We start from the raw sequence: 13,494 nt of genomic DNA on the forward strand, positions 1-13,494 counted from the left end.
GTTGTTATCATCTCAATTACCTGTTGTGTATCTTCATTGTAGTCGGATATATTGCTTCCATCGCAAAATTGTACGTTTTTGTAATGCCGCATATCCAGAAAATCGACTTCAATATCCGGATATTTGTTCCGGACAACGTCTAAGCTCGCATCTACAGCCGCAGCTGTTTTTGATCCCAAAATAGTACCTGAAATGCCCAACAATTTCATCCTTTTCACGCTCCCGCAAATTTTAGATTGATTTTTATTCCGTTTTTGATTAGACACTTTTTAAACTATAATGTATATTATATTGAGGTCATTTGTTCTTTGTCAATGACCATATCCACAGCGTTGACATGATCTAACAGATAAGATACATTTATTATATATTTTAATATACTATATATAAATAAAAAGGGAGAGAACCTTTCGTGAGCAATGAACAACCAGATCTATTTACAGATATAACGATTATTGGCGGCGGTCCAACAGGGATGTTCGCTGCGTTTTATGCTGGGATGCGRCATGCAAGCGTGAAAATTTTGGACAGTATGCCTCAGCTCGGCGGGCAGTTGGCCGCTCTATACCCTGAGAAATATATATATGATGTTGCTGGATTCCCTAAGGTGACAGCCCAGCAGCTTATTCATAATTTACAAGAACAAATGAATCATTTCCCTGTGCAGGTTTGCCTGGAAGAAAAGGTTCAGCAAGTAATTAAGAAGGACGAGCATCATTTTGAAATCGTAACCGATAAAGGAATACACTATAGTAAATCTGTCATTATTACCGGCGGCATAGGCGCATTTGAGCCGCGTCGATTAGAGCTTCCAGAAGCCAAACCTTTCGAAAACACAAACTTGCAGTATTTTATAAGTGACTTAAGTCAGTATAGCGGCAAAAGGGTAATCATTAACGGAGGCGGCGATTCCGCGGTCGACTGGGCGCTTATGCTTGAACCGATTGCTGAAGAGGTTACGCTCATTCATAGGCGGGACAAGTTCCGCGCTCACGAGCACAGCGTCGAAAATCTTCTAAAATCGAAAGTGAATGTCATTACACCAGCAGAGATTACAGAGCTGCACGGGGATGAACAGATCGAGAAAATAACGATTACGTTTGGCAAAACAGGAGAAACACGCGAACTCGCATGCGACGCGCTCATCGTTAATTTTGGTTTTGTTTCCTCGCTTGGTCCCATTTTGGAATGGGGATTAGAAGTGGAGAACGGCTCTATCGTTGTTGATACTCGAATGGAAACGAATATTAAAGGGATCTTTGCAGCTGGAGACATTACAAGCTATCCCGGCAAAATAAAGCTTATTGCAGTTGGTTTCGGAGAAGCTCCTACTGCCATTAATAACGCTAAGGTTTATTTGGACCCTACCGCTAAACTCTCGCCYGGCCACAGCAGTAATCTGAAGCTTTAACCACAGAAAAAACAAGAACAGTGAGATATAAATGCTACCTCACTGTTCTTGTTTTTGTCTCTTTTTTATGGAATAGGTACATCTTTGTCCGCCTTTGGCAAGACACTCGGATCTCGAAACCTCTACATCGCCCAGCATCGTTTCAAACAGCTTCAATTCACATTGGCAGGCATGCTGATATTTGGTCGCTACTTGCTCAATTGGGCAATTATTTTCTTTCAAAATAAATTGTTCATTGTTGATCTTTTCCCATTCCACCATATATCCATTCTCGTTCTGAATTTCTGCGAGTGCCTTCACTCTATCCTCAAGCTCTTTGCTTTGCATGCTCGATTCGTATTTTTTAGTCATTTTGTTTTTGCGGCCTTCAAATAACGAATCTACCGCCGACGGGCCAAGCTGATCGGTAAGCTCATCCAATAATTCAAGCGTTAAGGTATGATATTTGCGCGGGAAAAATCCGTCTGCTTGCTCCGTTAAACAATAAACCGCTGTTGGTCTGCCCATCGCTTGTCTGATGGTTTTCGATGAGATAAGATTATCCCTCTCCAGCGATTGAATATGACGTCTAACGGCCATTACCGTAATTCCCAGCTCTTCCGTAAGGTCCTTTGTACTTAAATTACCCTTCGTCTTCAGCAGTTGAAGAATATATTCTCTTGTAGAAAGCTGTCCTTGATCTATGTTGGTCATTCCTAATCACCTTCCGATAATTGTCATATGAAATATTTCATGTCTGAAATGAATACTGCAATAATAACATTTTCTAAAATCAATGTCTCCACTCTGCAATAATTCATCCTGCTATTCATCTTCATTTATCGGAATGGATCATCAAAATTAGATTTGATCTTTTATATACTATTATATATAATAAATTTAATAATTCAACTCCATCCTTTTTTCCAATTCTAAGCGAGGTGCATACATGATGATAGAAATAAGCGAAAAAGCAGAGTCCATTATTAATCAGATGGTTATCGATTCAGGAAATGATCGTACGTTTTTGCGAGTAGGTGTTGAAGATGGCGGCTRCAGCGGATTATCCTATAACATCAAATTGGATGATACCACTACAAACGATGACCGCTCCTTGCAAACGGATCATATCAACGTGGTGTGGAACACTCAGAGCGAGCCTTATTTGGCGGGGGTGAAAATTGATTATGTGGAGCAAGGCATGACTGGCGGCTTCACGATTGATAATCCCAATGCTAAAGCAACCTGCGGCTGCGGAGCTAGCTTTCGTACGGCGACCTTCAAAGGCAAACGCGAAAAATGCGATGAATAACCCTCTCCTCCCATTCGGAACGAGGCATTTTTTTATCACACTTATTATACATTTATATTGACTAAGTATGAAATATCAATTAAGCTGTAAGTATAACTTACCAAATCAACTTATGGAGGAATGAACCATGTCACATCAATTACCTGAACTGCCTTATGCAAACAATGCTTTGGAACCGCATATCGACGAGCAAACGATGATGATTCATCATGACCGCCATCATAATACGTATGTAACAAACTTAAACTCCGCTTTGGCGAACTATCCTGAGCTTCAGCAAAAAGGCTTAAATGAGCTGCTTCAAGATTTAAAAAGCGTCCCTTTAGATATTCGGACAGCCGTACAGAACAATGGAGGCGGACACGCCAACCACTCTTTATTTTGGGAATCGATTGGACCGAGTGGCGGAGGATTGCCTGCTGGTCATTTGGCAGATGCTATCGATAAAGAATTAGGCGGCTTCGACTCGTTTAAGGAGCAGTTTACGAAAGCAGCTACAACTCGTTTCGGCAGCGGGTGGGCGTGGTTAAGCGTAGATCATAAAGGCCATTTGTTCGTTTCGAGCACGCCTAATCAAGATAGTCCGCTTATGGATAATCTGACTCCCATTTTAGGACTCGATGTTTGGGAGCATGCTTATTATCTGAACTACCAAAACAAACGCCCTGATTATATTTCAGCATTCTGGAATATCGTGTTATGGGATGTTGTAGCAAAACGATACGAAGCGGCTATAAAATAAGATGACAACGGATTATAAAAAGCTAGGCTGCTGCATGGCAACCTAGCTTTTGTCATGCTTATGGCGACTCCAAAATGCTGCCGTCACTGCCGTCGTCAACCTTTGATTCTACGCTTGTCATTGATTTCATTAACTCCGTTACGGTCACGAATTGAAAACCCCGTTTATCCAGCTCGTACAGTATTGTCTCCAAGGCTTTGACTGTCTGCTGAGAACCAGGAATGTAATCATGCAGCAATACAATGTCTCCGTTTCTTGCGTTATTCAAAACTTTGTTTACAATTTTGTTCACGCCAGGGCTTCGCCAATCATTTGTGTCTTGATGCCATGACCACAAAATCGTTGTGTAACCTAATGTTTTCGCAACCTGAATTGAATTTTCATTGTAATAGCCTCCGGGCGGGCGAAATAAAAGCGGCTTTTTCCCCGTCAAGGCTTCTAACGCATTTTCAGTTTTTACAATCTCATCTCGAATAGTCGCTTGGCTTATCGATTTCAAGAAGTAAACATGATTAAACGTATGATTGGCTACCTCATGTCCTTCTGCAATTTCTCGCTTAATTGTTTCCGGGTAAAGCTTCACCTTGTTGCCCAGTACAAAAAATGTTGCTTTCGCATTGTATTTCTGCAACAAATCGAGAATAACTTCCGTTGTTTTCGGATATGGCCCATCATCAAAGGTTAAAGCAATTTTCTTATCCTCCGTAGGAACCTCCCACACAATTTCCCCCCGCTTCTCATAAAAAAAACGGTCCTTTTTAATTGGTGCTGAGAAACCTACCAGAAAAACGAACATGAGCAGCAATAGCAGGCCACGCTTACTAATGGACAACGGTTTTCCTCCTAGCGGCTTATCGATATGTATGACGAGATGGATTCGGCAGCTCCATAAGGAGCTGCCGATATCAAGTCTTATTAACGGAGAGGAGCGGTTATTGCATTGCCAATATCGCGAATCATGATGGTGACGTCATTCGCTAACGTCTTCAATGGATGACCATTAGTCATGCTCGTGTTCATCGTTTGTATTTTCTTATGCATACCTTGATCGGATGTCACATGAATGTTGTACTCAGGGTATTGCCCTTTTAAGGCAGCATGCACTTGTTTCTCAATAATGGCTTTTTTGCCGATGTTATCAACATCTAGGCCTACGATTGCATCTTTATTATGAATGACGACTGTTGCTTTTTTCACACCGCTAACTTGCTTAGCACGGTTAGCTAATTGACCAGCGCTTTTATTATGATCCATTCCGAGGCGATGTACCGTTCCATCGGTGCCATTCATACGATTTGTGCCATTGAGACTGTTGATTCCATTCATTCCATCACCGTCAATACCATAGGTGCGATTAGCACTATAAGGATTGGCGCTGTATGAATTGTTATTATTCACTAAAGGATCGACACCATATGCTCTATTATCCAAATTGTTATATCTTCTATCCGTCATATTAGTGCCGTGAGGAACCATTTTTGATTCAATACGATTCATGTCGTTTTTAACTCTCATTGATTTTTGGTTCACCGTATGGTTTTGACCACATGCCGATATCGAAAATCCAATAGCAAGCACCATAACTGAAGTAAGAACCGGTTTTAAATGTTTTTTCACTACATAACACCTCCTGTTTAATGATAATAAGTTGTGCTAAATGTGATCATTCATACATGGAAAAAATATTTCAAGCAACAACGGCATTTAAGATAACCTTTTTATTCGTTTATATAGCACCTCAGGCGTAATATCGGGACTGCCTGCATTAATGCGCGGTATTTCCAATTTATTAATCCCTTTTTTGGCCAAGCCAGGTTTTGTTGTATAGCCATAACTAACGCCTGCCCCCAGCATCGTTGGAAACAAAGTCTTAGAATAGATGCCAAAAGGATAGCTGATCGAATCCGGATTTTTCACTCCTGCTTTTTTCAGCAGATTCACGCATGTTTGAGTGTCCTGCTTAACGCGTGACTTATGAAGCTCTAGTGCATTTTTCCCGCCGGCTTTTTTATTTACATAAGTTAATGCGCTTTTCTCCCCAACCTTCTGATGCAATTGATTGGTATGGCATTGAAAATCGATACTTGTTGATTTGGCCATCATTTGTTTTAATTGCGCGTAAGACAAATGCGGTATCGTCTTAGATGGCTTCTCTAAATAGCTTGTAATCGTAAAATTAACTGCTGGAATGGATAATTCTTTTAGGATCGGATAAGCCACTTTGTAAAAACTTTCATATCCGTCATCAAATGTGATCAATACGGCATTGCTCGGTACGGCGCCGCCAGCCAAAAAATGACGAAAGTCCTCCAGTCTAATGAACTGGTAGCCCTTGCTCCTTAAATAAATTAGCTGATCCCGAAAGAGCATCGATGAAATCGTCGAAGAGCTTGAATCTTTATCGTGAACATGATGATACATTAGAACAGCGACTTTATCCTTATACACACCAGATGAGCTCTTTGCCGAAACAGAGGAGGAACTTATAAGTATTAGAAAAGCCAGACTCAGCATGAAGGTCATTCGAAAAATGATGTTCATTTTGTCGATTTGCYCCTTTCTCATGAACTCAGCTGTTCTCAAATTTTTGCTATATCCTCTGAAGGGTCATAGTCATAAGGTCTGCAAAGCACCAGCAATCATACATGGTAAAAGTAGCTTCCATTCCTTAAAATAACAGGCTTCCATTTCTCCCAAGCAGGGATGGTTTTTTTTGCACGCAAAAAAGGAACAGTATCCGCATTCTACATAAGCGGTTAACTGTTCCCTCTACATTTGATTTGCCATCGTTTAATCCTCAACATTTCTTACATCTACAGATACATGCAATATTTGCTCGCCCGTGCCTCTATATACACCTTTAACCGGCACAATATCTTTATAATCCCGCCCGTGCCCAAGCTTAACATAACGCTCTCCAACAGGGTCAACGTTAGTCGGATCAAAGCTGCACCAGCCGAGTCCGGGTACAAACGCTTCAACCCAAGCATGCGAAGCTTGCTCGAAATCAGCGCTTCCTCCCTGCAAATCACCAACAAAGTGATAGCCGCTTACGTATCTGGCTGGAATGCCAAAAGCTCTGCAGCTTGCGATCATTAAATGCGCAAAATCCTGACATACGCCTCTTTTGCTCAAAAACATATCCGATGTTTTCGTCTTTACATCTGTCGCTTCAGGATCATAAATGAACTCGCTCCTAATCTTTGTAGACAGCGCACTTAGCCAATCGAGAACGCTGGCTTGACTGCTTGAGCTTGCGCTCAAAATTTCACCAGCAAACTGATCTACTTCAGACGTAACAGCTGTATATTCTGTCGTAAGCAAAAACTCGGTGAAACGATTGGCAGCTTCATCTGTTCTTAACCAGTTCCATGCCTGCTCTGGCGGCCGCTTGCTTAAGTATTGTTCACGTTCCTCCGACGTTGGCGCCTGCTTCGTAACAACAGTCATAGATGTTCGAATGGTAAGCCGCTTATGGGGACCATTAACCGAGAACGCATGAACACGATTGCCAAAATAGTCCTCATAGGTGAACAAAGAAGCATTCGGTTCAATCGAAATCGCTTGCTGATAACAGGACTGTCTTTCATTAGTGCTGGGCGTTAATCTAATTTCATTGACACTGTCCGTCACTGACTCTGCATACTCGTACTGCGTGACATGTGAAATACTGAGCTTCATGCGCTTGCCTCCCCCATACGAAAAAAGGTTTTGGCAAAAGCCATCCCAAGCTGCTGACAAGCATCCAGCAAATGAGCAACGATCGTTCCATTCCGATCAATGACCATATCCTCTCGCTCAAGACACGCCAAATCAGCTTTCACCTTGCTCACTTGGCGGATTACTTTCTCATGTGCGGTGCGAAGCTGTTTATCCTGCAGTTCAATATGCCGCATATGTTCATCAAGGGTATGCAATGCAAAATGAAGAGACCGCGGAAACACGCCATTAAGAACAACAAATTCAACGATCGACTCCACAGAGATGCCATCAGCATAATAACGACGAAACGCTTGATAGCCGCTAACCGAGCGCAGTACGGCCTGCAAATATGGATATGCCCTTGCATTGTCCCAATCCTCGCCGCTAGCTGCGTTGCCCACTGCCTTGATGATGCGCAGCGTATTCTCAGAGCGCTCCAAGTATCGCCCGCATTCAATGAAATGCCATTCATTTTCCCTTGGCATGACGGATTGGCTGACCCCTTGAAAAAGCGCCGTCCATTCCTTGATTCTTCCGAAAAACAAATGCGGAGATTCACGCAGCAAATCATCCGGCTGCTTCTCCCGCAGCCACAAATAAAAAGCATTTGTTGCATCCCACATTTCACTTGGCACCTTCTCGCGCAATGTACGAAGATTGCCGCGAGCATGACTGACGCAGGAAACTAAAGAGTTCGGATTATCACGATCAAGCGTCGTGTAGAACAGAACATCACGTTCATTGTAGCTGCTATATTGCTGTTCATAAGCTTCTCGGCTGCCAAGAGCATCGACGATTCTTGCCCATTTCGAATAAGACACCATCTCGTCGCCCTCCAGCTTTCCTTTTAGGCTTGGCGTGTCGTCATCAACCTGCAGGTGGTAATGAACATCAATTAATCTAGCATGATTCTCAGCACGCTCCATGTAGCGGCCTATCCAAAACAACGCTTCTGCATTCCGGTTCAGCATAGCAATCCCTCCTGTTAATTATCGTTTTAGGACCCACGTATCCTTGACTCCGCCGCCCTGAGAAGAGTTGACTACAAGTGAACCTTCCTTCATCGCAACACGTGTTAAACCGCCCGGAATGACATGTGTCTCTTCACCCATCAAAGCAAATGCGCGCAAATCAATATGCCGAGGCGTCATGCCGCCGTCCACCATAACCGGCGCTCGCGAGAGCTTCATCGTCGTCTGGGCGATGTATCGCTCAGGTTCCCGCTTAATAGCCTCAGCAAATGCATGAATCTCAGGCAGGGAAGCGCTTGGACCAATCAACATGCCATAGCCCCCCGAAAGCGATGTCTCCTTCACGACGAGCTGATCCAAGTGTTCCAGCACGTAATCACGTTCCTCCTTGCGCGTTAAAATGTACGTTGGAACGTTATGCAGAAGAGGCTCTTCTCCCAAATAGTAACGAATCATGTCTGGAACATACGCGTAAACGGCTTTATCGTCCGCCACGCCTGTTCCCGGCGCATTAGCGATCGCTACATTTCCGGCACGATAAGCGTTCATGAGTCCAGGTACACCAAGGAAGGAATCCGGCTGAAAGGCAAGCGGATCAAGAAAATCATCATCAATGCGTCGATAAATAACATCCACTTGGCGAAGTCCGCGCAAATCACGCAAATAAATTTTGTGGTCTTTGTATACGAGGTCCCTGCCTTCAACGAGGTGAATGCCCATCTGCTGCGCCAAAAAGGTATGTTCATAATAAGCTGAATTATAAGCACCTGGAGTAAGCAGCACGATCAAGGGGTCGCGTTTGCCGCTTGGAGAAAGCGCGCGAAGTGAGCTTAGAAAACAATTTAAGCTGCGGTCAATACTTTGTACTGAGCTTGATAAATACAAATCATGAAATAGCTCATTCATTAACGTTCTGCCTTTAAACAAATAAGAAAAGCCTGATGGAGAACGCAAATTATCCTCCAGCACATAATATCGGCCCTTCTCATCACGAATCAAATCAATGCCCGATGCTGTAATATATACACCGCCTGGAACATGTAGACCAGCCATTTCAGGCCGAAAATAAGTATTTGAAACAATCATTCTACGAGGAATGATACCGTCTGCTACAATTTTTTGTCCGTGATATACATCATGAAGGAATGCATTCAAAGCTTTGATTCGCTGCCTTACTCCTCGGTCAACGCCATCCCATTCATGCTTCGGTATGACGCGAGGGATATAATCGAACGGAATCGTTCGCTCAAGCGGCTCATTTTGCGCACCGCTGTACAGCGTGAAGGTAATGCCCTCCTCCATCATTCTTTGATTAATCGCGTTTTGCCGGACTGCAAGCTCAGTTGGATTCATTCTTCCGAATAATCGATGAACGCTTTCGTAGTGGTCACGAACAGAAAAGTCMTTATCGAACATTTCATCGTAAAAGGTCTGAGCATCGTAATATTGCGATTGCGACTGTTTGGCCGTCGACATGACAACCGCCTCCTTCATGATGGCCGCTATACCAGTTTGGTACTAGCTAGGGGAAAAATCGATCATTTTTGTTGATTTAACGTTAAAAAACTTAACATTAATTACATATTTGTATCGGAATGTTAGGATAATCATACTAAATTCTAAATATTGTGTCAACTTATATAACACGAAAGCAGGAACCCTCAAATGAGAGAATTCCTGCTTTTTCTGAGCTGCATTACCTATTCGGATTGGTTTAATTGCTGCAAATCCTTTGTAACTTTATCAACCATATTAACGAATGAAGCCAGTTCTTGGGATCGAGCTGCTTGATTACGGGCCTCAACCGAGGTTTGCTCCGATTCAAGGCGCACTGCGGATAGCTTCTTATCGATTTCCTCAAGCTTTGACTGTATCCCTTCAAGTGCGTTCCTTGATGAAGCGGCCAGCTTGCGCACTTCATTCGCAACAACCTCGAAGCCTCTCCCATTCTCGCCAGCTCTCGCAGCTTCTATCGCAGCATTAAGACCTAACAAATGCGTTTGATCCGATATGCCTCGAATCAAAGTTCCCATTTCGTTAATGCCTTCAAGCTCTTCACGAAGCTCACCTAATAGTGTATGCGTCTTATCCTGAGATTGCGAAGTCGAAATCGCAGTTGCCGCAATCGATTGTGCACCCTCGTCCAGTTCAAACATAAGTGAAGCAAGCTCTTGCACAGCACTCGTAACAGTCGTCAGCATGATGGATCGATTGTCTGCCAGCTCTTGAATTTTTTTCTGTTCATGCTGATTGTAAGCTTCAAGCACGAATTGCGAGTCCAGATTGAACAATTTCGTCAAAGCATGCACAACATCCTTCCAGCGTTCAGGAAGAACTCTTTTCAGTACGTTCGTCGATATGTCCAGATAAGTCATATATGTACCCAAATACCAGTCCGTCGTCAGTCCAATTCGGGAATGAACAGCGCCTATTTTTATGCGGTTATCAATGTAAGCTTGGTCGATTATCCCCTCGGTAAGCGACATGTAATACCATATCTGCGTTTCCTTCAAACGTTCAATGGTGCTTACATTAGAAATAATAGCTACAAGCTCCGGCTGCTGGCCTATGCTTTCATAAAACCGGTCGACCACTTCATGGACAATATTTTGAAAAATGGGCTTGCATTCCGCTAAAATTTTGAGATCCTGCTCCGTAATGCCCGTGTATTCAATCTGCTTCTTGCGCTCTGCTGATAAATTAATCAAAATAGCCCGACTCCTTCGGTATATAGTAGACCACTATTACCTATTATATCGGAAAATATTCAAGAAACAGTATGATCATCTCAAATTCTTTTTAAACCTAGAGGAAGAAAAGAAATGGGGCTGTCCGTAAAGCAATTTCCGAATCATTCAGCCTCCACTTTTCAAGCAGTATGCTAGCAAAAAAGAACCTTCAGATTCAATTTCATAGTGGTTTTGAATGTTCTTTTGCATATACTTTGGGGTTCTCTCACACAAGTTTACCCTTTTTGAATATCCCCTTTTCTAATCCGGCAAGTATGCACTTCTACATTGTCCTTAATTATTTTCTATACTGCATATTCGCAGGATAGCGGCATCATTCTCATACTTACGTGTAGCTATACTGTATTTCCTACAGTGTAAGCACTCTTTAAATGCTAAAATGGCAGATCATATTGCAAATTATTGCATAAATACAACATAAGTATCCAACACAGCTAAAAAAGGGCGAAGTTCCTGCAATTGTGCAGGATAGCTGGACGTAGATCGAGGAAAATGGTGTTGGAGACTTATCAAAATAGCATCAAAACAAAGAAATATGGTTTTACAAAATGAAGAAGGGGCGTCCCTAAGTCATTTATGACTTTTGAGACACCCACTTCTCTAATACTCCGGGCAATTTTTTATCGATTGAGCAGGCTTYCTACATAACGAAGCAATTCATTTGAACATACCGAGCAGTAGCTATGCTCATCCATAAGACGTTTCGTTACTTCATTAATTCGCTTCAATTGACTCTCATCCGGTGTTTTTGTAGACGTCGTTATTTTCACAATATCCTTCAGATCAGCGAACAGCTTCTTCTCGACGGCTTCGCGCAACCGCTCATGACTTGTAAAATCAAACTTTTTCCCTTTCCGCGAATAAGACGAGATTCGAATCAAAATCTCTTCGCGGAACGCTTTTTTCGCATTTTCGGAGACGCCAATTTGCTCCTCGATGGAACGCATGAGGCGCTCATCCGGATCCATCTCTTCGCCTGTCAGCGGATCTTTAATTTTTGCCCAGTTGCAATACGATTCAATGTTATCCAAGTAATTTTCAAATAAAGTGCGGGCAGATTCTTCATAGGAATATACGAATGCCTTCTGAATTTCTTTTTTCGCGAGCAGATCGTATTCCTTGCGGGCCACCGAGATGAAATTCAAGTAGCGCTCACGCTCATCCTTCGTAATGGATGGATGGTGATCCAATCCTTCCTTAAGCGCACGCAAAACATCAAGCGCATTAATACATTGTGTATCCTGCTTAATAAGCGCGCTGGAAATTCGGTTAATGACGTAGCGCGGATCAATACCTGTCATGCCTTCCTCTAAGTATTCGTTTTGCATTTCCTTCAAATCTGCTTCCTTGAACCCTTCGACTTCCTCGCCGTCGTACATCCGCATTTTCTTCACAAGATCCATGCCTTGCTTCTTCGTTTCCTTCAGCCTCGTTAAGATAGAGAAGATGGCAGCAGCACGCAGCGCATGCGGTGCGATATGAATATGGCGCATATCGCTTTGTGCGATTAGCTTCTTATAAATTTTTTCTTCGTCGGACACTCGCAAATTGTAAGGGACCGGCATAACGATCATCCTGGAGTGCAAGGCCTCATTTTTCTTATTGCTTATGAACGATTTGTACTCCGATTCATTCGTATGAGCAATAATAAGCTCATCCGCGCTGATCAAAGCGAATCGGCCTGCTTTAAAGTTGCCTTCCTGCGTCAGTGAGAGCAAGTTCCATAAAAACTTCTCATCACACTTGAGCATTTCTTGAAATTCCATCAATCCGCGATTTGCCTTATTAAGCTCACCGTCAAAACGATAGGCGCGAGGATCGGATTCAGATCCATACTCCGTTATCGTCGAGAAATCGATGCTTCCTGTAAGATCGGCAATATCTTGTGACTTCGGATCGGATGGACTGAATGTGCCAATACCAACTCGGTTATCCTCAGAAATAAACACCCGCTCAACGAGTACGTTTTCAATATCGCCGCTGTATTCCGTCGTAAGCCTCATTTGGCATGAAGGGCATAGATTCCCTTCAATTCGAACACTGAGCTCTTTTTCAATATCAAGCCGAAGCTCATGGGGAATAAGATGAAGCGGATCCTCATGCATCGGGCAGCCTTTAATCGCATAAACGGCTCCACGCTCAGTTCTGGAAAATTTCTCTAGTCCTTTTTTGAGCATCGTAACGATTGTGGACTTTCCTCCGCTGACCGGACCCATTAACAATAGAATCCGTTTGCGAACCTCCAGCCTGCGAGCTGATGAATGGAAATATTCTTCAACCAGCTTCTCTACCGCACGATCCAGCCCAAAAATTTCTTGATCGAAAAATTTATACTGCTTGTTGCCGCCAACATCTTCCACCCCATGAGATTCAATCATTTCATAAACGCGAGAATGTGCTGTCATGGCCGGGGACGGGTCCTTCCTTAACAAATCAACGTAATCCTTGAATGTTCCTGTCCAAGCAAGTTTCTCGCTCTCAGCCTGATACTCCGATATTCGCTTGAAAATGTCCATACCGTGCCTCCTCCCATCGCTTCCGCATTCCACTTATCATTCTACGCCCGGGATTTGTCTCTAGACGCTCTATCGAGTGGTGCCAACTTTTATTGAGGTATTACATTCCTA

12 protein-coding genes and 1 pseudogene are annotated in these 13,494 nt (G+C 43.1%); 3 read left to right on the forward strand and 10 right to left on the reverse strand.

Features of this window, described 5'->3' with window-relative positions; translation table 11 throughout:
* Window positions 1-209, reverse strand: a pseudogene (locus tag AC1DSE_RS03575) (NADH-dependent FMN reductase); the annotation flags it as partial.
* Window positions 210-412: 203 nt separating this feature from the next.
* Between AC1DSE_RS03575 and AC1DSE_RS03580 the strand changes: the two are divergent.
* Window positions 413-1,411, forward strand: a complete 999-nt coding sequence (locus AC1DSE_RS03580; RefSeq protein ID WP_477508979.1) for an NAD(P)/FAD-dependent oxidoreductase — start codon at window positions 413-415, stop codon at window positions 1,409-1,411.
* A gap of 39 nt (window positions 1,412-1,450) precedes the next feature.
* Here AC1DSE_RS03580 and AC1DSE_RS03585 read toward each other — a convergent pair whose 3' ends face one another.
* The gene (locus tag AC1DSE_RS03585; RefSeq protein ID WP_477508980.1) at window positions 1,451-2,104 is read right to left on the reverse strand and encodes a helix-turn-helix transcriptional regulator; all 654 of its coding nucleotides are present in this window, start codon (window positions 2,102-2,104) and stop codon (window positions 1,451-1,453) included.
* A 235-nt stretch (window positions 2,105-2,339) separates the two neighbouring features.
* Here AC1DSE_RS03585 and AC1DSE_RS03590 point away from each other — a divergent pair, with 235 nt between their 5' ends.
* Together AC1DSE_RS03590 and AC1DSE_RS03595 are read left to right on the forward strand one after the other, a co-directional pair.
* A complete protein-coding gene (locus tag AC1DSE_RS03590; RefSeq protein WP_477527409.1) occupies window positions 2,340-2,702 on the forward strand; it encodes a HesB/IscA family protein in 363 nt (120 codons plus the stop codon).
* A gap of 127 nt (window positions 2,703-2,829) precedes the next feature.
* Entirely contained in the window at window positions 2,830-3,444 is a 615-nt protein-coding gene (locus AC1DSE_RS03595) for a superoxide dismutase (protein WP_477508982.1), read from the forward strand.
* A gap of 58 nt (window positions 3,445-3,502) precedes the next feature.
* On the opposite strand, the gene AC1DSE_RS03600 is transcribed toward AC1DSE_RS03595, so the two are convergent.
* From AC1DSE_RS03600 to AC1DSE_RS03635, 8 genes are all read right to left on the reverse strand, one after another.
* The gene (locus AC1DSE_RS03600) at window positions 3,503-4,276 is read right to left on the reverse strand and encodes a polysaccharide deacetylase family protein (RefSeq protein ID WP_256710856.1); all 774 of its coding nucleotides are present in this window, start codon (window positions 4,274-4,276) and stop codon (window positions 3,503-3,505) included.
* 83 nt (window positions 4,277-4,359) lie between these two features.
* On the reverse strand, window positions 4,360-5,061 hold the full coding sequence (locus AC1DSE_RS03605; RefSeq protein ID WP_477508983.1) for a YhcN/YlaJ family sporulation lipoprotein: 702 nt from the start codon (window positions 5,059-5,061) through the stop codon (window positions 4,360-4,362).
* Between the two features lie 87 nt (window positions 5,062-5,148).
* Entirely contained in the window at window positions 5,149-5,985 is an 837-nt protein-coding gene (locus tag AC1DSE_RS03610; RefSeq protein ID WP_477508984.1) for a polysaccharide deacetylase family protein, read from the reverse strand.
* A gap of 249 nt (window positions 5,986-6,234) precedes the next feature.
* Window positions 6,235-7,125 carry a transglutaminase family protein gene (locus AC1DSE_RS03615; protein ID WP_477508985.1) on the reverse strand — a complete coding sequence of 297 codons (891 nt, stop codon included), beginning with the start codon at window positions 7,123-7,125 and terminating at the stop codon, window positions 6,235-6,237.
* The gene (locus tag AC1DSE_RS03620; protein WP_339204374.1) at window positions 7,122-8,117 is read right to left on the reverse strand and encodes an alpha-E domain-containing protein; all 996 of its coding nucleotides are present in this window, start codon (window positions 8,115-8,117) and stop codon (window positions 7,122-7,124) included. Before AC1DSE_RS03620 ends, AC1DSE_RS03615 begins: the two co-directional genes overlap by 4 nt.
* An 18-nt stretch (window positions 8,118-8,135) precedes the next feature.
* Complete coding sequence (locus tag AC1DSE_RS03625; RefSeq protein WP_477527410.1) at window positions 8,136-9,593, reverse strand: circularly permuted type 2 ATP-grasp protein; 1,458 nt, start codon at window positions 9,591-9,593, stop codon at window positions 8,136-8,138.
* Between the two features lie 224 nt (window positions 9,594-9,817).
* Complete coding sequence (locus AC1DSE_RS03630; protein ID WP_477508986.1) at window positions 9,818-10,825, reverse strand: protoglobin domain-containing protein; 1,008 nt, start codon at window positions 10,823-10,825, stop codon at window positions 9,818-9,820.
* Window positions 10,826-11,487: 662 nt separating this feature from the next.
* On the reverse strand, window positions 11,488-13,383 hold the full coding sequence (locus AC1DSE_RS03635; protein WP_477527411.1) for a PrkA family serine protein kinase: 1,896 nt from the start codon (window positions 13,381-13,383) through the stop codon (window positions 11,488-11,490).
* Window positions 13,384-13,494: the final 111 nt, after the last annotated feature.

The sequence above is a fragment of the Paenibacillus sp. 01L418 genome (assembly GCF_056400045.1).